This is a genomic window from Virgibacillus oceani (assembly GCF_041521345.1).
GTDB classification, from domain to species: Bacteria; Bacillota; Bacilli; order Bacillales; family Amphibacillaceae; genus Virgibacillus_N; species Virgibacillus_N oceani_A.
Genome location: NZ_JBGOHB010000001.1, coordinates 316,629 through 337,269 on the forward strand (window position 1 = coordinate 316,629; position 20,641 = coordinate 337,269).

Below are 20,641 nucleotides of genomic sequence, written 5' to 3' on the forward strand. Positions count from 1 at the left end.
TAGGTTTTTATTTCAGAAAATAAGTATTGGAATTATTTCCTTATGCTTCTTTCTGTATGTTTTGAGTTGGAAATTCATATGCATCCTGCTTAAATATCAAACTAAAAGCTACAAACACAATCAATGATAGAAAAACAGGAACAGTAACAGCATGTACACCAAATAAATCCCCATAAGCCTGATTATAAAGATAAATGGCGATATATGAACTAATACCTGTAATCATAGATGCAATCGCACCGGTTTTATTGGCTCGTTTCCAGTATAAACCCATGATAAGCGGCCACATAAACGCTGCCTGCAAACCGCCAAACGCAAATAAGTTTAAAAATATTAATAAATCCGGCGGACTAATAGCTAGTAAGAAAGCGACAATACCTATTACTGCAGTTACACTCATACTGACATTTTTCACTTGCTTCATTGTTGCTTTTGGTTTGATATAATTTATATAAACATCCTTGACAACGGTAGAACTCACCAACAATAATAACGAGTCAACCGTCGACATAATTGCTGCTAAAGGTGCAGCAAGCAAAATGCCTGCAAGCCAAGGAGGCAATACTTCTAAAGCAACGAGTGGAATAACCTGATCTGCCACTTCAATTCCCGGTAGAATAGGACGTGCAAACACCCCAATCAAATGCATGCCAAGTATAATCGTTCCTACGACTACAGTCCCAATCATGATTGCTCTGTGCATGGATTTGGCATTTTTATAGGACATTGCTCTTACTGCAACTTGTGGCAGAGCAACAACACCTACACCAACAAGAATCCAGTAAGAGGATACATAAGCAGCAGTTAATGAACCATCATTTCCAAAAGGGGTAATCAGGTTGGGGTTAGTCGATACCAAATCAGAAAAAATATTGGATAATCCTCCCCCTGCGATGATGACAGCAACTAGCAATAATATAGTACCAAAAAACATGACAATACCTTGAATTGTATCTGTGATTACTACAGCACGAAAACCACCGATAATAACATATAACAAAACAGATACCGTAAAAATAAACAAAGCACTTATATAATTAATACCTGTTAAGGATTGGATAAGATATGCTCCCCCTACCCACTGGGCTGCCATTGCAGAAAATAAAAATACGATAATACTAAAAGCAGACAACAATACGACAGGTGTACTCTTATATCTTTCCTTCAAAAAATCGATAAATGTAACAGCATTATACCTTCTCGATACGATAGCAAATTTCTTACCCAACACGAGTAATACAAAATACCCTGTTGCTACCTGAGTCATGGCAAGCAAAACCCATCCAAAACCAATCGAATAGGCTGCACCGGGGCCACCTAAAAAACTGGATGCACTACCATAAGTTGCTACCATCGTCATAGCAAGTACCAATCCACCAAATTCACGGCTTCCAAGAAAGTAATCACTAAGAAAACCTTCTGCTTTGGCTAATTTCCGGTTGGACCACATGCCAACGACAAAAATAATCATTAAAAATATTAATAATGGCACCACCACATCCCAATTCATATATTACTCACCTCATTTTCCTCTTCTTGCACTTCTTCATCTTCCAAAGATATATCTGTCAACATAAATTTCACAACAAAAAATACTAGAGCAAACATAAAAAGCGTACCCAAAATCAAACTAAAAAAAATCCACGCCGGGAACCCCAATATATATGTATATTCTTCAGGAGGTTTTGAACCCAGACCATACGCAAAACCATACCACCATATAAAATTAATGATAGCCAGCGCACAACCGATCAGGGCTTCCCGGTTAGCTATGGCAAACCGCCATTCCTGCTTCCTTTTATTTTTCATGTTAATGCTCCTTTCGCATATCATTTTAAATTTTTTTTATTAAATTATTCCGAATCTTAATTCCAAATGTTACATTTAAAGTATTATAGTCTCCTAAAATACTAATTATAGATTTTTCACTTCCCTATACAGCTGGGAAGGGTTGGCATTCCAGCTACTTTTTTATATAGCGCTTTGTACTTGCTAATCTCGCCTCCCATGTATGATTAATTTCTTTATAACCATTAGAAAACCTCCATTTGACAACGTTTTCATCTAGGTGCTAATAATAACTTCTAATTTCGTTTAACCTGTTATTTCCTTCCTCCCCTAGCACGAATGTCTATTAATTTTATTATAAAAATATAATATGCCGTAAATTTCAAACGTTTACATACTACGTACGATGTAGTATATTGTACATATCCTAACAGAATAAATTTTATTTGTAAATAGTAGTTTACTGAAAAATTGCATTTCCTAAATATTTCAATGTATACTTATAAACAAAACTATTGTAAAAAGAACGGATCAGGGGGGATAATTTAAATGCAATTTTCCATGGAAAAAATTAATTTAAGTCGCACTATATCCTCAGAAATTGTAACTATTATTAAAGATAATCTTATCAATGGTTCTTTGAAACCGGGTGATAAATTACCTACCGAAAAAGAATTAATGCAACAATTAGGAGTAAGCAGAACCCCTGTTAGGGAAGCTATCAAGATATTAGAATCTATTGGTGTAATACAAATCAAACGTGGTGAAGGGATGTTTATCACAAATAACGTCTCCCAATTCACATTAAATCCGCTCATATTCAGTCTGATTATGCACAGTAATAACATGGAGAAACTAATCGAATTCCGTCAACACTTTGAAGTACTTTTAATGAATATGATTATTACAGAAAAAAAGAGTATTGACGGAATCGATGAAGTTTATCGCTCCCAACTGGAAAGAATGCATCCCGACTTGAGTCCTGAGGAGCTCGCTGATATTGATTTAGAATTTCATCATGCCGTCTTGGAAGCAACCGATAACCCTTTTGTTATAGAAATCGGCAATACTATTTATGAAATAATCAAACCGAACATGATTCATTTTAAACACGCACGTAACATTGAACGAACTTTAAACACACACAACTTCTACTTAGAGTTACTTCGCGGCAACAAGAAATTTAACTCCAGTATAGTTGTTCAGCAGATGATTAAAAATAATGAAGAAATGATCGAATAGTAACTATTAAAATCTACCTGTACCTAAAAAAGCATGGCATTTCCAATGTAATGACCACGCTTTTTTAGGTGCTTAGGAAACTATAAAATTTTTGATCTGTGGATAATCTTCTATATAGGAATAGCCACGTCTAGCTCCAGCGACTAGCGGACTTCCTTCACCTCCGTGCGATAAGTCAACATCGGCTCCTTTCGGGTAAAGGAAGGCCGACTAACTACGGCCTTGCCGGCCAACATCGGCATACCCCCGATGCGGGGACATGTTTCCTTTATCCCCTGCGGAAGGAATGATCAGTTAAAACCGCCGCTTTGCGCGGCAACACTGATCCACCTGGCATGGCCGATCTTTACGGTGGGGCGAGGAACCACTGTACCGTAGCCCCAAGGCGCAGTCCGTACGTCGCTAAACGGGCGCTTGCGCTTTTGTTCTTTAACTTATACCCATTTCGTTGTAATCACTTTCTGACGCGTATAGAAATTCACACCATCCTTACCATTTGCATGCAGATCACCATAGAAGGAATCTTTCCAGCCGGAGAATGGGAAGAATGCCATTGGCGCCGGCACACCAATATTTACACCGAGCATTCCTGCATCGATCGTCTCTCTGAACTTGCGAACACTGCCGCCATCTTTTGTAAAAATACATGCGCCATTCGCAAATGGAGATTGATTCGTTAAATCAACGGCATCTTCCAAGTCTTTTACTCGTGCAATTGATAGTACCGGTGCGAATATCTCATCCTGCCAAATCTTCATTTCGGAAGTAACATGATCAAAAATGGTAGGTCCTACAAAATAACCCTTTTGCTGCACTTCATCATCTTTTCTTCCATCGCGAATCATTTTTGCTCCTTCTTTTTCACCAGTTTCAATATACTGCAGCGTGCGTTCTTTATGCTGCTCGCGAATAACCGGTCCAAGGAACACACCCTCGTCCAATCCATCACCAATCTGTATTTCATTCGCTTTTTTCGTTAATAGGGAAATAAACTCATCTGCAATGGAATCTTCCACTGCTACGACAGATGCCGCCATGCAGCGCTCCCCTGCAGAACCGAATGCTGCATTCATAATTTGTGTTGTCGCATTATCAAGATTGGCATCATTTAATACTATGGAGTGGTTTTTAGCCCCGGCTAACGCTTGCACACGTTTCAAGTTATCTGTTCCGCGCTTGTAAACATATTCTGCTACTGGCTGTGAACCAACAAAGGAAATAGCTGCCACTTTCTTATGATCCAATAACCCATTTACCACATCATGTGCGCCGTGTACGATATTAAATACACCTTCTGGCAAACCTGCTTCTTCTAATAATTCTGCTAACCGATTAGCAAGTAGTGGTGTACGCTCAGATGGCTTTAACACAAATGTATTTCCAGTCGCAATCGCCATTGGGAACATCCAGCAAGGAACCATCATTGGAAAGTTAAATGGTGTAATTCCACCAATAACACCAATCGGATAACGATACACACCTGACTCCAGCTCTGTTGCAATGGAGGGTAATTGCTCTCCCATCATTAAGGACGGAGCTCCTGCTGCAAACTCAACGTTCTCAATTCCACGCTGTACTTCACCATATGCTTCCGCAAAGTTTTTACCGTTCTCAACCGTAATTATTTTGGCCAGCTCTTCCCAATTCTCCACCAATAATTGCTGATATTTAAATAAAATACGAGCACGTCTCGGCACAGCTATTTCTTTCCAAGTTGTAAATGCGCTCTGTGCTACCTCTACGGCATATTCCACATCTTCCTGTGATGAAACTGGAACATGGGCGATGACCTCTCCAGTTGCAGGATTATATACAGGCTCTGTCTTATCTGTCTTTGCTTCTACCCATTTACCATTAACATAATTCTTTAATACATCTACTGCTGTTTGTGACAATTGAAGTCCTCCTCTTACGTGTTATTTTCATTAAATATTTTGTTTAACGTTGCAAGAATAAAGTCAATATCTTCATCTGTGGAAGATAATGGGGGGCTAAGTGTTAAAATATTATTTTGACCTGCAACTGTATCCCCATTTTTGCCAATAATCAGCCCGTTTGCTTTACAATCTGCAATGAGCTTGCCAACGCGTTCATTTGACCCAGGTTCCTTAGTAGACTTGTCTTCTACAATTTCAATTCCTGCAAGTAATCCAAGGCCACGAACATCACCAACATATGGATGTGCTTCCAGTTCTTTCAATCCATGTAACAGGCGATTTCCTTTTTCAACAGCACGCTCGAACAACTTTTCTCTTTCCATAATTTCAATGTTCTTTAGTGCCAGGGCACATGCAGCCGGGTTTCCGCCAAATGTATTTACATGGCGAAAGTGACTGTTATCTCCGCTATCTTTAAAAGATTCATAGATATCCTTGCGTACCGCTGTCACAGATAATGGCAAATATGCGCTGGTTAAGCCTTTTGCCATTGTAATCATATCTGGCTTAATATCAAATTGCTGATGACCAAAAGCTTTCCCGGTTCTGCCGAAGCCGCAAATGACTTCATCGATAATGAGCAGTACACCATGACGCTTACAAATACGCTCTACTTCCTGTACATAAACAGCATCCGGAATTAATACACCGCCACCGGTAATTAACGGCTCCATAATCACTGCGGCAATCGTTTCTTTTTGTTCCCAAATGATGGTTTCTTCTATTTCTCTTGCCTTTTGTAAATTATAATGTTCGAGCGTCATATCATCCGGTTTCCGGTAATTATCCGGCGGAGCAACATGTAAAAAACCGGAAGAGAGCGGTTCATATTTATATTTCCTCAATGCTTGCCCTGTTGCTGATAAGGCACCCATTGAACTTCCATGATACGCACGATAACGAGATAAAATTTTATAACGATTTGCATCACCATTTTGCTGATGGTACTGGCGTGCCATTTTAAAAGCCACCTCATTGGCATCTGAACCACTGTTTGAATAAAAAATCATATAGTCATCGTCCAACATCTCATTAATTTTTTCTGCCAGTTCAATAGCTGGTACATGACTCTGGGTCATTGGTGTATAAGCCATTTGCAACATCTGATCATAAGCAACTTTCGCTAACTCTTCCCGCCCATAACCAACATTGACACACCACAGACCGGACATACCATCCAAATACCTGTTTCCATTAGAATCCGTGATCCAGGCGCCTTCTCCCTTTTCCACAACCATTGGCGGACTTTGTTCTCGGTACGGAGAAATATGTGGCCAAACATGCTGACGGTTTCTTTCCTGAAGAGACAAAGTTTCCTTCAATTCCATTGATTCCATCCTCATCCTCCCCATCTTAAAATGAAATTGATTTTAACAAAATGTCCATTAGACATTTCTATAAATCATTTGTTTATTTACCTGTATAATATGGCAGCACATAGCTTTGACAGCGCTTCCCTTTTATTACATAATAATTATATACTGTTTTTATATAATTATCATTTTACATAAAGTTAAATCATTTGCTTTTAAATTTGACACTTTGGAGGAAAGTCCATGGAACAATTAAAAATTACGATAGACAGTATATTAAAAAGAGAATTATTTAGAGATGCTGTACTTGTTGCCGGTACAGAAGGAAGAAATCGTGAAATTAAATGGACGCATATTCTGGAGATGGATGCGTTTGATTCATTCATAAACGGAGGAGAATTGATTTTAACAACAGGATCTAACATCGCATTTGATTCAGCGGACGGAATTTCCAAGGTGAAAAAGTTAATCGAAAGTGACGTTGCAGGAATTTGCGTGGAGCTGGGAACGCATATAAATAAAATTGACGCTGCCATTATAGAGATGGCAAATCATCATGCATTTCCGCTTATAACATTCACAGAAACTGTAAAATTTGTAGATATAACGCAAGACCTGCATACGATTATTATTAATAGTCATCATGAACAATTGCATCATCTTCACGTTCTTTCCAATGAATTTAATGAATTATCACTAGAGCCAAATGGTATTTTAAAAATACTTAAAAAGCTGCACGGATATTTTAATAAAACTGTCTTACTAATAACTGATGACAAGAAAATGCATTACTATCCGCTCATAAATAAAGAACATACAGAATACATTCATTCACTTATTGACCAGTTCAAAGAAATAGAACCTTATAAAGATCAACTATGGGAGAACGAATATTATACCTTTTTTCCAATTAAAGGACTTGGTCAATCGTGGGGGAATCTATGCCTGCAGGAGGAAGCAGGAGCGTTGGATGAGTTTTCATTTTCCATCCTGGACCGGGCTGCGCTGGCAATTGCACAAATTTTACTCCGTAACCGAACAATAGAAGAAAGAAAACAAAATCAAGAAGAAGATATGGTGCAAAAGTTATTGCTCGGGGAGGGACACGAATCTTCTGCAAGATTAAAAGTCTTGCCTCCACCGGCTAAAAACCTTTATTACAGACTTATTGTGATTGAAAATCATTCTATGGCAGCTTCTATAAGTGAGGAGGATTGGGAAGAAATTAAACTGCAGCAGGCGGTTATTCTAAGATCTTTGTTTAAAAAACACGGATTTTTCCCAGCCATTTCTGTGACAAGAAATAAAATTGCAGTGATTGCATCTTTCTATAAAAGTAATAATCCAAATAAAAATGTGGATAGTTATACACTAATTACGGAAGCAATTAGAGAAGTTCATGAAAAACATATCTTTCAGGGAAATGATTGTTATATTAGTGCGAGCAGTCTTCAAAAAGATTACACTAAATTAACAAGTTGCTACAAAGAAGCGGATGAAGTACTCCAGCTACAGAAAATGAATATTTTACATGTTATCTTTTATGAAAATATAGGTGTGTATCGTTTGTTAATAAGGCTGCCTCAGGAAGATTTACAAGGTTTTGTTACGCTTTATTTAAAACCATTATTGGATTATGATCAAAAAACAAATAATAATTTACTTTTAACACTTTCGACTTATTTGGAAACGATGGGTTCAAAAAAGGAAACCTCTGAACGGCTCTTCATCGTCCGGCAAACATTATATCATCGTTTAGAGAAAATTGAGGAATTAATGGATAAAGACATTTTGGAGCCGACCAAGAGACAAGGAATTGAGCTTGCCATCCGTGCTTACGCCTTGCTCCATAATATTCACCATAAATAATTTCCATCCATGGCAATACTTAGGGAAGCAATAAGTACGGGAAAACATTATGTTTATTCGAACGTAAATGAAGAAGGTGAAAAATGAAAAGACTGCTGGTATACATGATTATAAAAATATTGATTCTATTGTTCCCTGTGAAAATTCACTCGGATACGCATAATTTTAAAGTGAATACTGTTCAGCTTCATACGGACAAACTACCTGCAGGGACCGAATTCACCGTTTTGCAAATCAGTGACTTACACAGCAAAGTTATTGGAAAGGATAATAAAAAGTTAATTCAATCCATAAAAAATTTAAATGCCGATATCATTGTTATTACCGGTGATCTCATAGATAGAAGTACGTATAATTTCAATGAAATATTAACTCTGAATAAGAAAATTAGCGCATTTAGTACGAAAATATTTTTCGTGTCCGGCAATCATGAGTGGGGCAATCCCAATTATACCTATTTTCTGAATGGATTGCGGGAAAGAAATGTGACGATATTAAACAATCAAAATACGCAGATCACAAATGAACAAATACTGGCGGGGATTGATGATGCTTCCACAGGTCATGAAGACATGGAAAAAGCGCTTTCCGGCTTGGGTAAAGGACACTATACATTAATGCTATCTCACACACCTACTATTATTAAAAAATATAAGCACATTCCAGCTGACCTTATATTAAGCGGGCATACACACGGAGGACAGATAAGAATGCCACTAATTGGTGCTGTAGTTGCTCCTGAACAAGGGTTTTTTCCAATCCTTGACAAAGGGATCTTTGCAATTGATGAGAATAAATACCTATACATCAACAGTGGGCTTGGTACAAGTCTTACTCCGGTTCGGTTTCTGAATAAAAGTCAGATAAGTTTTATCCGAATCAGTAATAAAAGGTAATTTTTGAGAGAGGGAGTTGTTAAAAGCCAAACTTCATCTAAACACAAGACTGTAGCCCATTTAAAGGCTACAGTTCTTTTATGCTATATTACGTTTTCCCAAGAGGAACTAACCTCTTTAACTACTTTTATCTGATGACGATTTGGACTTTGGATCAGAAATTTTTCCGAGGAAGAAGCTGTCTACTTCCTGCAATTTCCCTCTCCAAAGAATTTCTCCTTTGCTTGGCGTAGGTTTATTGTCCCCATTGTAAATTTTGGTGTCCTTCAAGTGGATATAATGGACTTCTTTATTTTCGCCTGAGTCTGCTGCTTCCCCGGTTTCTGAAAGCATTTCCCCCAATTGTTTGGAAACATCGCTCCCATCCATGAACGAATTGCTTAATTTTTCAAAGTAATGGGAGGCAGAAGTCAGCGTGCCTGTGACAATAGCGCCTTTTACAAGCAATGAAATATCCAATTCAAAATCATGCTTATTTGCTGCTGCTACAAAATATTCGAGAATATTGTCTTTTGCTTCTTCACTCATTTTACACACACACCCTTTTCTGTTAGCCTCATGCTGATGTGTCGTCTTCACTTGTTAGGCCGGTTTCTTCCTCATCATTTTTTTTACTTTCAGAAGTGTTCTTTTTTCTGCTTGATGATTTACTGCTGGTTGAACGTTTGCTGGAAGCACTCTTTTTACTTGCATTTCCACTCTTCTTTTTCACGCTGGATTTGGAAGAATTTTCTTTTTCTTCCTCATTTTCATCATCTTCTTGCTTGCCCTCTTCTTTATTATCTACCGCCGCCCCATTCATTTCCAGCAACTTATCTACCTTTTCTTCCAGTCCTTTCATCCGATCATTCATTTCTTCATGTTCCATCTTCATCGTTTCATAATCCTGCTCACTTTCCTGTGTCTCTCCATTTTCTAATTTGGTATCACCGGAAGCTTCATCATTTTGATTCCCTGCAGAAGAATTATTCGAGAATAACTGGGATGAGGATGATTTGATTTTATCAAGCGCTTCTACTGATTTTTCCTTACCGGCGTCTTTCCATTTACTTGCCTGATCTTTTGTCATTGACCCCAATTTATTTCCTTTTTCTTTCAATTTTTCCTTATTGATAGAATTCGTTAATTTCTTACGGTTTTTCTCTAAAGATACATACCCGATAGCCGCTCCTACAAGTCCACCTGCAGTAGCTCTGAAAACAGTTCCTCCTTTTCCATTTTTTTCAGTGTTATGTTGTAATTCTGTTTCATTTTCATTAGATTTATTGTTCATTTGTAACTCCTCCATCTTGATTGTTGATTTTGTTTTCAAGTGCCTCAAGCCTTTCTTTCAATCTGTTATTTTCATCCTCTAGTACCTGCGTATTATTTTCATTTGCTTGTGAACTTAAATAAGGGTCAGATTCCCACCAGTCGAGACCAATTTCTTTTGCTTTATCGACGGAAGCGACGATCAGGCGAATTTTAATGGTAATCAATTCCACATCTGCAATGCCTACTCGAATGTCTCCTGCAATAACAACCCCTTTATCCAGTACTTTTTCAAGTACGTCAACGAGGTTATTTGACTGTACCGGATTTTCTACTGGCATTGTATTCTGCCTCCTTTTTAAACTTCAGTAATCAATTTACATAAGATTTCCCAATGGGCCAAGATCAATATTAAGGTCTTCAGCATCCAGATTGAATACTTCCTTTAATTCTTCCATCTTATCTTCCAGATTCATCAGCGCTACCCCTACATCCTCAATTTGCTGTTCGGTAAGCGTGCCCCCCTCAACCCTTCTAATTGCATGCCTTTCTACGATTTGTCTCAACAGTTCGATGACGGTCATCACCAGCTCTGCAAGACCGTCTTCTGCTTTTTCCGGATCAAGATCAATCTTTGAGCTTTTGGGGGTATTCGAATGAAGACTAATCTCTCCATTTCCCGGCTTTCCCTGTGGCATTTTCAATCGCTCTCCTTTCCTCGTCAAGTTTTTCGGAAGTTATTTCCTTATTATTCTCTTCATAAGATTGTACCAATGTTTCAACAGAGGAGATTAATACGCGTAAATCAAGATAGACAAGGTCCACCCCTGCGATGGATATAACTAAATCGCCTTTAATAGCTACCCCTTTATCAAGAATGACATCCAATACATCTATTAACCCTACTTCTTTATCTTGAATCGTTTCTTTAACTGAAGGCATAAAACTTCCCTCACTTTTTTAAGCCTTTGCCAGACTGGAGAAATGATAAACAGGCCAAGGCCCTGTCGCTTCCATGTTTAACCCGGACTCGCCCAGTTTCTTTTCTATTTTCATTACTTCAGCCACAAAACCTTCCACTTCTGAGTCTTCCAGCAGGTATACACTGTTCCAGCTCATATTGTCTTTCCGGCCTGTCGCATCCTTGCCCAGCGTTTTTTTTATGTCTGCCTGTACAGCCATTGCAGCCAGCTCATCATGGATTTTCCCGCAGCGGTCGTTCAGTTCTTTTTCCATCTTTTTTGCTGCTAGTTTATCTATTTTCTTTCTTTCAAAAAACTGTTTTCCCGGTGAAAGTTCTTTGAGTTCCTCTTGTTTTTGTTTTATGACAGGATTGTTTTCATGGACCTGTTTTTTCAGTTTTTTTTCATCGTAGAATATTTTCAGATTCCACTCTTCTTTACCGGTAATTTCTTTAAATGTATCTAGTAAATCAGCTGCCTGAATGGAGATCGTTTCTAGTAAACTTTCTTCATTGTTATAAATGGTACAAAATGAGAGAGGGATAGCTGTATATCGCTGATTCAAGAGCATCAGAATTTCGTGATGGTGATATGCTTTTTTCTGCAGCCAATCCAGATCGTTATTGATTTTATCTTCTATGACTTCCTCGGTGTAAGCATCAGGGTCAAGCTGTGAAACGATCGCTGTAATGCTGTCCACCGGCAGCGTAAAGATATCTTCAGTTTCATCAAATCCCTCATGCTCCGGAAGCGAAGCCTTATCCAGTTCCTCTGATGGAATAAATCCGTATAAGTAAATTTTTTTCTTCATATCTATCACTCTTTCCTTTGCTTCACTAATTCTTCCCATTGTTCAAGCTCTTGTCTTTTAGCAATCTCATAACGTGCCAGCAGTTCTTCTTCCTGTTGTTCATAATCTTCCTGTGGTATTTCACCCAACTCATAGCTCATTTGTAATTGCACTAGTTTCTTTTGGATGGTGGGTAGGTCGTACATCTCCCTGTCGACTTCTTCCTGTACTTTTTCCCCGACTGTTTTCACCAGTTTTAGTGGACCGGTCACCAGTTTATGCAACATTATGCTTCCTCCACAGTTAATCGGATATTGATAAAATTATATGCTGGCCATGGGCCTGTATAATTGAATTCCGTATAATCCTTCCATTTCTCATGTGCTATGTTTACCATTTCATCAAATGCTGCTTCTTTCTCGCGGTCGATTAAAAAGGATGCATTAAGCAGCATTGTTTCACTGATCGGTTCATTTGTTGCCGCCGCTTCTGCCTGAATTTCCAACGGTTTAAAAATATCTGCTTCCACTTCCTGTTGCATACTGGTGACCATTTTTTTGGCTGCGTCACCCAATTGAATCCTTTCATAATAGCCCGCCGCTTTTGATTTATGCTGTACATTTTGGGCTATCTTTTCCACCTGCGGATTTTGCTGTACCCGTTGTTCCATCCAATCCTTTTTGCCGATCACCTTTAATCCTACTTCTATTTTCCCTTTAAATTTTGGAAAAAGAGCTTCAAATTGTGGATACAGATTTTCCAGTAATACTTCTACGTCCTCTCTCGACTTGAAGATATTTCCGAAACTGATAGGGATCACTGTATCGTTTGTCTCCATTACTTTGGATATAATATCCTGGTGCATCATCAAATTTTCTTTATTAGGATGATAGATCTTCATGGGAACCTCTGCAGCCACCATTGCTGCATCTCGATAATGAAGCGAAAAAGTTTTCCTTGTATCCCCTTCCAGTTCAACATCCCCAAATGTTGCTTCTTCATTTGCCTGTATTCCGCAAAATACATATATCCCTGTTTCCATTATTCCATCCTCCAGTCACTTCATGAATGTTCTACTTTACTTCGATAACGAATATCCAGTCTTTTAAAAGAAGTGACTTCTTTATTATCGTTCACCTCAACTTCATAAATGCCAACCATTTCATCTTTGGCATATTTCTTCATATATTCCTTTTCTTCAATCACCTCAAGTGTTATCTTCCAGCCTCCTTCTTCACCCTGTTCCACGGCAGTTATTTTATGTGGTGGGGCTACATGTTCCTTAAAAAATTCATTTACATTTTGCATTACCTCTTTAATTTCCATTGCCCGCCTCCTGTGCATCAATAGCAGAAAGAAGCTTGTTAATTAGCTTCTTTCTGCCTTTTATTAGATACTGAATTGTCCACTCCGTTCATTTTCCTGGTCTTGTAGGGAAAGTCCTTCTTCCTCCACATCATCCCGCAGCAGACCAACTGCCTCTGCGTAGCGTAACCATGTATCAACACTGGCAATAACTACTCTTGCCTCTACAGTCAGAATTTCGATACCTACCACAGAAACTCGGGCATAGGCATCAATAACGATCCCCTTATCAAGAATACGATCAATTACTTCTGCCAAACTTGAACTGTCTGTCGACTTTTGAACTGCCATGATTCATTCTCCTCTCCATGTAGTTAAAGATCATTTGTGTCAGATAGATTTTTTACATCAGATGACTTTTTCACTTCTGCAGGTCCTTTGATGTCCGAAGCGCCTTTAATATTGGAAATTCCTTTAATATCTGAAATCCCCTTGAGGTGTTGAACACCTTTTATTTTTCTATCCTCATTATTGGAGAAATCAACTTCTTCCTGAAACGCTTCGCCTGTTTCTTTTGCTTTTTTCAACTTGTCTCTGAGAGTCAACAAAACTTCCTGTGTTTTCTCTTTTGCTTGCTCTGCTTTGTTGTGTGCTTTCTCAGTATTTTCTGTTTTCCTTGTTTCCAGTTTGCCGGCAACCTTTTCTACTTTGGATTGGGCTTTTTCTTCTATTTTTTCAGCAGACTGTTCCTGTGCTTTTTCTTTTAATTTTTCTTTCCATTCATCAGGTGCTTTTTCCACTGCTTTTTTAGCTATTTTTCCTGCGGCTTTTTTAACTGGACCAGCCATTTTCTACCTTCTTTCCATAAAATTAGATATCCCGGCAGCACTCCCAATTAAAATGAGAAACAGATTTTCCAGCCAATTTATTGCTTTGGCTCCCGCATTTTCATCTGAAGAAGGGTTCATGTTTTACTGTTGTTTTTTGTTCGGATAATGAATCACCGAACTTTTTATTATTTAATTTACAGGTAGATAACCTTTTCAAGCATTTTCCAAACGTATTATTCAAATTTCTTCAGAATACTTCCATCATTTTCTATTTATTTAACAAAAAGAATGCGTCTTGTAACCGGGATTAATCTATCATTTCGGACAATTTATTAGTTACATTTATCTACTGTTTCAGTATTATTAAGAAAAGATTACATTGCGAATTTCTATGCAGAGGTGATTTAATGACATGAAAATCCTACTATTTTTTCTGCCAGACTTTCATGGGACAATAATTCAAAAGTGTTCAAACATTTGGCAAAATGTTATGATATATAGTGTAAAGGCTTGTTAAACATAGAATACCTTAAGCGATAATCAAATGTTGCAGATCTGGAAAGGAGCAACTTTAGTGTCTAAAAAGAACCACTATAATATTTTTCCAATTATAGTAGATGTAACTTCAAGTTTAAAAACAGTCAACTTTTATTTAGTCGAAACTGGGAAATCACTCATGTTGGTAGATGCCGGGTTAAACAATGATGATAACAAAAAGGCATTACATACCGTTCTACAGAAAAATAGATTCTCTTTGGAGGATCTTTCAGAAATTGTTCTAACTCACAATCATGTCGACCACGTTGGGCTAGTCAATTGGATTACCGAAAACCACTCCATCCCTGTATATGCTTCCGAGGAAGCCATCCCCCGTTTGAAAAGGGATCGTGATTTTCTCGAGATGAGATTGGACTTCTTTGCGGAACTCTACAAAGAAATGGGGTGTGGCAAGACAGGAGATATACAAGCAGCTTATTTGAAAAAGGCTATTGAAAAAAATAGCTCAAAATCAATAAAACCTGATGTGACACCACTCGGGAATGAGCATGAGAATTTTGAAATTATAAAAGTACCAGGGCATGCCCCGGATCAAATCGCATTGTTTGATGAAAAGGAACGAGACCTTTTTGCCGGTGATTTGTTAATTAACCACATTTCCAGTAATGCTTTAATTGAGCCAGATCCATCAGGCAGACGCCTTCCAACTGTAAGTCAGCATAAAAAGTCACTGGAGACTGTCCGGGACTTAAATGTGAAAAGCGTATATTCAGGTCATGGCAAAGTTATAGAAGAACCGAATGAATTGATTCATAAGCGATTGGCCGGTATTGACAGGAAAGCAGGAAAAGTAATTGAAAGTATTAGGGAAGGTTTTGGAACGGGAAGTGAAATAGCCCAATCTATTTATGGCAAGGTTTATGTCAGTCAATTTTCTTTAGTGATGTCGGAAGTAATCGGACATCTTGATTATCTGGAAAACAGGCAGCAGATCACAAAAGAAATGAAAAATGGTGCTTGGCATTATGCAGTAACAAGTTGAACAACAGATAACATGCCGGAGACAACTGCCCAAAAACCCTTTTAAAATAAAAAAGCGTGTTACCTCCACCAATTCTGATGGCAGGTACCACGCTCATTTATTAATTAATTGGGTTTTTGTCACCACATTTATCTATCTCCATTCCCTCTCACTCAGGAATCAATTCATCGTGAATTTCCATTTTATTTACAAAAACATGCAGACAGACACAGAATAAGGAATACGTCAATATCCAAACCATTTAAGTCCCCTCCTGTTATGAATTAATGATACCCAAAGATAACCTACATCAAATTGCAGCCACCATTAAACCAGAACCATGCTTGTCCCAATTCATCTCATTTTACCATCCACATTGAATTGGGTATCAGCCATAGTTTATTACGGGACTTCCCCCATTTTCATTGCTTTTGGAATTTAAAGTATGGAGACGTCATGTTACCGCAATTTTTTCTTATCTTTACTTATATTATACCAAAAAGTACAGGCTGAAAAAATATAAATCAACAATGAGATATGACATGTTTTTGACGATACTTCCTCCGAAATTAATGAATCTGGCTGAATTTGAATTCGGCCTATTTTCACTGAACTATCGGATTATTTACCCCATGGACTTTCCTTGATTTATCATTTTATTTACCCATCTCATTAAGTCCAATAATGTCTGCCTTACTTTTTACTATAGTGTTTGCAATCTCATCCAGGCTATTCTTTCTATGACGAATATTGAAAGTCATGACGAAAAACTCCATTATTAATCCTTCTTTCACTTCGTATGATGTCCAGAATATAAATTCCATAAAGAAACAATCTAAATCTAATTCCTGGATCTGTTTACAGATTAGAGGCAATCTTTTCATCGAAATCTTCCTTTTTGGAAATGCACTCGCCAGGCTGTACAGTGTAATGCATTCGCATGAAGGAAATTTCCTTGTGGCAGATGCCAAACCAGAGTATGAGTTTATTGCTGAAGGAACACCTACCACCCGGGAGACGGCTCACATGGTTCCTTGCACGAAAGTAATGCTATTGTGCCGCTGATTGTAACGGGTACAGACTCAAATCCAGGATATAATCGATTGATTGATATGAAAGACTGGATACAGAGACTTATTCAAGGTGGGTAGCTTCACCCCAAGTCATTTCAGTGAGCTTTGAATTCCATTCAAAAAGTAAAACAAAAGCTATAGGAGTCTCATAATACCCACCAAACTTTTTCATTGCCATCCTCTCTTTTCTCCTCCATAATTTACAATAAAAGATGCAGAACGGAGGAGAAATAATGCTTAGAAAGCTTGATGCAGGGAATCATACAGAGCCACCTAAAGGATATTTTACAATCAAAAGAATCCACCCTGGAAAAATTTGCAAAACGGATACAGAAGACTTTGCTTCTGGCCCTCTTTCCAATATCGATCATGCCTTCATGAAAAATGGATTAACAATTAAAATGCATGATCATGTGAACGATGAAATTTTAAGCTATGTCTGGGAAGGGATCTCCTATCACAAAGACTCGGCTGGACTTGAAGATGCAATTAAAAAAGGCAGATTAATGTTCATGAATGCCGGAGAAAGCTTCTGGCATGAAGAAAAGGCAAAAAATGAGGACGTCGAAATGCTGCAAATTTTCGTCAGGCCTTGTGACCCACACCTCCCACCAAATATTCAATTTCATGGAAAGCCGCTATCTAATGATGACTGGTATCTTATGGCAGATCCGGATGGAATTGATGCACCTCTGACAGTTAGACAAAATACCTATATTTTTGATGCCCACCCAAAAGCCGGGAAAACACTGAAAATTCCTGTTCATGAAGGTCTTAAACCTTTTCTCTATGTAATGCAGGGTGAAATCACAATAGGAGACCTAACCCTTGGAAAGTATGAAGCTGTCACTGACCTTGAACAGGATCTTCCGCCAATTACAGCAACTAAAGATGCAACGATTGTATTATTTTTGGTTGATATGAACGCGCCAATGACGCTTGACGGGACCATCAGCGGAATTCAAAATCAGTGAACTTATTTCAGGCTGAGAAATAAAAGGCTCATGGAGTTTATTTTTGAGGATCGTAAAAGGATAAAATAAGAAATCGTGATACCCCATCTGTTCTGATGCCAGGTATCACGCCCATTTATTCATTAATTAGGGTTTAAAATCAATTTTTCTATCTCTACATTCCCTCTCACTTAGGAATCAATTCATCTTGAATTTCCATTTTATTCACAAAAACATGCAAACCTAGACAGAATAAGGAACACGTCAAAATCCAAACCATTTCTGTCCCTTCCTGTTATAAATTAATGATACTTAAAGATAATCCACACGAAATTGCAGGCACCATAAAACGGAATTTCCCTATTTTCATTGCTTCTGCAACATAAAGTATTGGAGACGTTACGTTACCGCAATTTTCCCTTACCTTTCCTTATATTATACAAAAATGTGGAGACTAAAAAAACATAATTAAACAATGGGACTTGACTTGTTTAGTCTGAAAATACAAAGGGTTGAATATTAAAAGCATCACTTGTTGTTTCTTATTAAGCTCCTGTTTCTGTAAAGCGCTTAATTCGATTGCCGATTTAAATGCCACCTAAAACCTGATTTAGGTAAACATCTTTATCCCATTAGCTCTTGCTATACGCCCTATTAAATTATATACACAAAGAAGATTCTTAATCCCCTAAACCAATAGTTGTTGAAGTAATTAATGGAGAATTTCGTTCCCAGCGTTTTTAACTAACAGTGCTTTAAATACTTTCTAGAGTTTGATTAAAAATGCCACAACTAGAAAATATTTAAGAGTCATTTTTTCTCTTTGGAAAAGATAAGAGAGAGTTTCTATGGATAGCCCTTTTATAATAGCGGCGGGGGCAGCAATAGTAGCTAAACCTACTTCCACATATCTATCACCATCATAATGTGTTCTTTATAGTGAGAAGTCTTAAAGATTTTTGGATCGACTTTTGAATGAATACAAAGCTTTATATTTGCATCTTTTATCTTCTTAGCTGCAAATTTCACTTTTAACAAAGATGCCAGTAGTCCATTGTCATATACGGCTTAGTTTAATAAATCTTTATCATTTTTCTTTTCCCCTAAAATACTATTGCCCTGACTTCTATAGATTTTGCCAATAAGTTCACTAGTTGTTTATTCCATTCTATAGTATGCAGGGAAAGGAAAAAGACATGTGTACCTTTCAAAGTGAATAGAACTAACATATCCTAATTAGTGAATGGATTTGTTAGATAGGAGGTAAAAAAATGTCCAAATATTCCACTTCAACCCGAACAAATTCTGCGATAAGATGGAAAAAAGGTCAAAACATTACTTGTAATAATAAGTCTAGGAAAATGAGAGAACACGATTTTCATCTCCATGAATTTCACGACCACGATCATCACAACTGTCACTGCCATGACCAACATCACAGCGATCATTACCATGACCAACATCACAACCGTCATTGCCATGATCACCATCACAACTGTCATTGCCATGACCAACATCACAACTGTCATTGCCATGATCACCATCACAACTGTCATTGCCATAATCACCATTACAATTGTCATTGCCATCGTAATCATCACAAATCTCACAATTGTTTTATTGATCGATTTTTATGTGACGATAATTTCAGATTACGTCTAGGTGGGCTACAGGGAGGAATGAATTTTAGACTTCGTCAGCTTCATGGATGTTTAGTAAAATTGAGATTAGAAGAAAACAAAGAAGTTCACGGAGAAATTTGTTTTGTTGGGTCTGATTTTGTCGAGATCAAAATGAAGAAAAGCGCTCATACGTCACTCTCACAAAGAAATGTAATTAAACATCACAGCCATAGGGATACAGGAGTGCATCACAGAACATTAATTATACCTATAGACTCCATAAAGTCTGTTAAATTAGATGATTAATGTTTTGTAATTAGCATCGTAAAAGTTGATTATGAAAAAACACTGGAACAATATCCTTTTAAAACCATATGAAATTAAATTTTAATAAATCTTGTTCACCCATATTCAATTGGTTTTCAACTTATGTCCTTACCCCACTAATTTTATTTGATCATCTGCTAGATAAAAAATATGTAGTTAATCCAGAATAGAAAAGACAACCATAACATGAAGCTATGGCTGTCTTTTCTTATTTTTTTTGTTAGGCACCACAATATAACAAATACTATTGATTAAATTATCACTTTTATTTTTGTTGGAACAAAAGGAAACATTTTCTCGGTTGACATGATTGATATGATCATTTATAAATTCATCTTCGAAGCGAATTCCAACCTTTTTATCCACAAGTAAAAGAAGATAGTTTACTAGCCTAAGTCTGAAAAAGTTTTGAATAAGCACTGGAGAGGATGAGACGATTTTTCCAAATTGGAATGTAATTTTTCTTCTTAAACAGGGATCAATATTTTCCAACTCCTCTTCATTTTCATTAACTATTTCCGCATAACTTCCAGACAGTTTTATTTTATGAACCTTTTGGAATGGGATAATGATCATTTGTTTCTCTTTATCCCTTATTGCAACAAAATCAAAGCCTACTAAAGATACTCTACCTATTCGTTCAATTGAACCCCTCCCCCCGTCTAATCGTGGACAATTAATGATAATCGTTACTTTCTTCCCGACTAACGCATCAAATGCTCTTTGGAATATTTGATTATTATCTCTTTTTCCTGAAAGTGCTAGATCTAATAATATTTGATTTACTTGGGCAATATTTTCTTCTAGTTCCTCAAGTTGTTCCTGTGGCATACAGGAAGTTGGCGAGGTAAGCTGTGGCTGTTCTATTTTATCTGGACAACAGTAATCTGGAATACAAAAATCATTTGATGTTCCTGCAGGTGTAAATTCAGGACAGCGTTCACAAGTGTGTGTTTTCATATTT

Annotated in this window: 24 protein-coding genes; 6 read left to right on the plus strand and 18 right to left on the minus strand. The window is 37.5% G+C overall.

The annotated features are described in order from the left end of the window. Positions 1-40: 40 nt before the first annotated feature. Entirely contained in the window at positions 41-1,510 is a 1,470-nt protein-coding gene (gene panF, locus ACDX78_RS01520; protein WP_486024741.1) for a sodium/pantothenate symporter, read from the minus strand. Then, positions 1,507-1,809 carry a YhdT family protein gene (locus ACDX78_RS01525; RefSeq protein ID WP_486024742.1) on the minus strand — a complete coding sequence of 101 codons (303 nt, stop codon included), beginning with the start codon at positions 1,807-1,809 and terminating at the stop codon, positions 1,507-1,509. Before ACDX78_RS01525 ends, panF begins: the two co-directional genes overlap by 4 nt. Before the next feature lie 528 nt (positions 1,810-2,337). Here ACDX78_RS01525 and ACDX78_RS01530 point away from each other — a divergent pair. Further along, on the plus strand, positions 2,338-3,030 hold the full coding sequence (locus ACDX78_RS01530) for a FadR/GntR family transcriptional regulator (protein WP_486024743.1): 693 nt from the start codon (positions 2,338-2,340) through the stop codon (positions 3,028-3,030). A gap of 434 nt (positions 3,031-3,464) precedes the next feature. Here ACDX78_RS01530 and ACDX78_RS01535 read toward each other — a convergent pair whose 3' ends face one another. After that, the gene (locus tag ACDX78_RS01535) at positions 3,465-4,925 is read right to left on the minus strand and encodes a CoA-acylating methylmalonate-semialdehyde dehydrogenase (protein ID WP_486024745.1); all 1,461 of its coding nucleotides are present in this window, start codon (positions 4,923-4,925) and stop codon (positions 3,465-3,467) included. Between the two features lie 14 nt (positions 4,926-4,939). Beyond that, entirely contained in the window at positions 4,940-6,304 is a 1,365-nt protein-coding gene (locus ACDX78_RS01540) for an aminotransferase (protein ID WP_486024746.1), read from the minus strand. Between the two features lie 219 nt (positions 6,305-6,523). Here ACDX78_RS01540 and ACDX78_RS01545 point away from each other — a divergent pair, with 219 nt between their 5' ends. Both ACDX78_RS01545 and ACDX78_RS01550 read left to right on the plus strand, forming a co-directional pair. Continuing rightward, the gene (locus tag ACDX78_RS01545; protein ID WP_486024748.1) at positions 6,524-8,149 is read left to right on the plus strand and encodes a PucR family transcriptional regulator; all 1,626 of its coding nucleotides are present in this window, start codon (positions 6,524-6,526) and stop codon (positions 8,147-8,149) included. 83 nt (positions 8,150-8,232) lie between these two features. Next, a complete protein-coding gene (locus tag ACDX78_RS01550; RefSeq protein WP_486024750.1) occupies positions 8,233-9,045 on the plus strand; it encodes a metallophosphoesterase in 813 nt (270 codons plus the stop codon). A gap of 117 nt (positions 9,046-9,162) precedes the next feature. Here the strand turns inward: ACDX78_RS01550 and gvpU are convergent, their stop codons facing one another. The 11 genes from gvpU to gvpQ form a co-directional block, all read right to left on the minus strand. Next, positions 9,163-9,573, minus strand: coding sequence for a gas vesicle accessory protein GvpU (gvpU, locus tag ACDX78_RS01555; RefSeq protein ID WP_486024752.1), 411 nt, complete (start codon positions 9,571-9,573; stop codon positions 9,163-9,165). A 28-nt stretch (positions 9,574-9,601) separates the two neighbouring features. Further along, the gene (gene gvpT / locus ACDX78_RS01560) at positions 9,602-10,318 is read right to left on the minus strand and encodes a GvpT/GvpP family gas vesicle accessory protein (protein WP_486024754.1); all 717 of its coding nucleotides are present in this window, start codon (positions 10,316-10,318) and stop codon (positions 9,602-9,604) included. Next, the gene (gene gvpJ, locus ACDX78_RS01565) at positions 10,308-10,637 is read right to left on the minus strand and encodes a gas vesicle protein GvpJ (RefSeq protein WP_486024756.1); all 330 of its coding nucleotides are present in this window, start codon (positions 10,635-10,637) and stop codon (positions 10,308-10,310) included. Before gvpJ ends, gvpT begins: the two co-directional genes overlap by 11 nt. Before the next feature lie 36 nt (positions 10,638-10,673). Beyond that, the gene (locus tag ACDX78_RS01570) at positions 10,674-10,994 is read right to left on the minus strand and encodes a gas vesicle protein K (RefSeq protein WP_486024757.1); all 321 of its coding nucleotides are present in this window, start codon (positions 10,992-10,994) and stop codon (positions 10,674-10,676) included. Next, positions 10,960-11,238, minus strand: a complete 279-nt coding sequence (locus tag ACDX78_RS01575) for a gas vesicle protein (RefSeq protein ID WP_486024758.1) — start codon at positions 11,236-11,238, stop codon at positions 10,960-10,962. Before ACDX78_RS01575 ends, ACDX78_RS01570 begins: the two co-directional genes overlap by 35 nt. Positions 11,239-11,256: 18 nt before the next feature. After that, positions 11,257-12,108, minus strand: coding sequence for a GvpL/GvpF family gas vesicle protein (locus tag ACDX78_RS01580; RefSeq protein WP_486024760.1), 852 nt, complete (start codon positions 12,106-12,108; stop codon positions 11,257-11,259). Then, positions 12,075-12,335, minus strand: a complete 261-nt coding sequence (locus ACDX78_RS01585) for a gas vesicle protein GvpG (protein WP_486024761.1) — start codon at positions 12,333-12,335, stop codon at positions 12,075-12,077. The genes ACDX78_RS01580 and ACDX78_RS01585 overlap by 34 nt, the downstream gene beginning before the upstream one ends. Next, positions 12,335-13,090 (minus strand): GvpL/GvpF family gas vesicle protein, encoded by a 756-nt coding sequence (locus tag ACDX78_RS01590; protein ID WP_486024763.1) that lies wholly within the window; start codon positions 13,088-13,090, stop codon positions 12,335-12,337. The genes ACDX78_RS01585 and ACDX78_RS01590 overlap by 1 nt, the downstream gene beginning before the upstream one ends. Positions 13,091-13,110: 20 nt before the next feature. Next, positions 13,111-13,374, minus strand: coding sequence for a gas vesicle protein GvpO (gvpO, locus tag ACDX78_RS01595; protein ID WP_486024764.1), 264 nt, complete (start codon positions 13,372-13,374; stop codon positions 13,111-13,113). 63 nt (positions 13,375-13,437) lie between these two features. After that, complete coding sequence (gene gvpA / locus ACDX78_RS01600; RefSeq protein WP_486024766.1) at positions 13,438-13,704, minus strand: gas vesicle structural protein GvpA; 267 nt, start codon at positions 13,702-13,704, stop codon at positions 13,438-13,440. A 23-nt stretch (positions 13,705-13,727) separates the two neighbouring features. Continuing rightward, on the minus strand, positions 13,728-14,201 hold the full coding sequence (gvpQ, locus tag ACDX78_RS01605) for a gas vesicle protein GvpQ (RefSeq protein ID WP_486024767.1): 474 nt from the start codon (positions 14,199-14,201) through the stop codon (positions 13,728-13,730). A 556-nt stretch (positions 14,202-14,757) separates the two neighbouring features. Between gvpQ and ACDX78_RS01610 the strand changes: the two genes are divergently transcribed. Further along, positions 14,758-15,723, plus strand: a complete 966-nt coding sequence (locus tag ACDX78_RS01610) for an MBL fold metallo-hydrolase (RefSeq protein WP_486024768.1) — start codon at positions 14,758-14,760, stop codon at positions 15,721-15,723. Positions 15,724-16,358: 635 nt separating this feature from the next. Here ACDX78_RS01610 and ACDX78_RS01615 read toward each other — a convergent pair. Continuing rightward, positions 16,359-16,586, minus strand: a complete 228-nt coding sequence (locus tag ACDX78_RS01615; RefSeq protein WP_486024770.1) for an endonuclease/exonuclease/phosphatase family protein — start codon at positions 16,584-16,586, stop codon at positions 16,359-16,361. Positions 16,587-17,008: 422 nt separating this feature from the next. Between ACDX78_RS01615 and ACDX78_RS01620 the strand changes: the two genes are divergently transcribed. Further along, complete coding sequence (locus tag ACDX78_RS01620; RefSeq protein ID WP_486024772.1) at positions 17,009-17,749, plus strand: pirin family protein; 741 nt, start codon at positions 17,009-17,011, stop codon at positions 17,747-17,749. A 1,268-nt stretch (positions 17,750-19,017) separates the two neighbouring features. Here the strand turns inward: ACDX78_RS01620 and ACDX78_RS01625 are convergent. Beyond that, a complete protein-coding gene (locus tag ACDX78_RS01625; RefSeq protein ID WP_486024774.1) occupies positions 19,018-19,326 on the minus strand; it encodes a hypothetical protein in 309 nt (102 codons plus the stop codon). Between the two features lie 81 nt (positions 19,327-19,407). Between ACDX78_RS01625 and ACDX78_RS01630 the strand changes: the two genes are divergently transcribed. Next, positions 19,408-19,656, plus strand: a complete 249-nt coding sequence (locus ACDX78_RS01630; protein WP_486024776.1) for a hypothetical protein — start codon at positions 19,408-19,410, stop codon at positions 19,654-19,656. Between the two features lie 213 nt (positions 19,657-19,869). Here the strand turns inward: ACDX78_RS01630 and ACDX78_RS01635 are convergent, their stop codons facing one another. Next, positions 19,870-20,637, minus strand: a complete 768-nt coding sequence (locus ACDX78_RS01635; RefSeq protein ID WP_486024777.1) for a hypothetical protein — start codon at positions 20,635-20,637, stop codon at positions 19,870-19,872. Between the last annotated feature and the right edge of the window lie 4 nt (positions 20,638-20,641).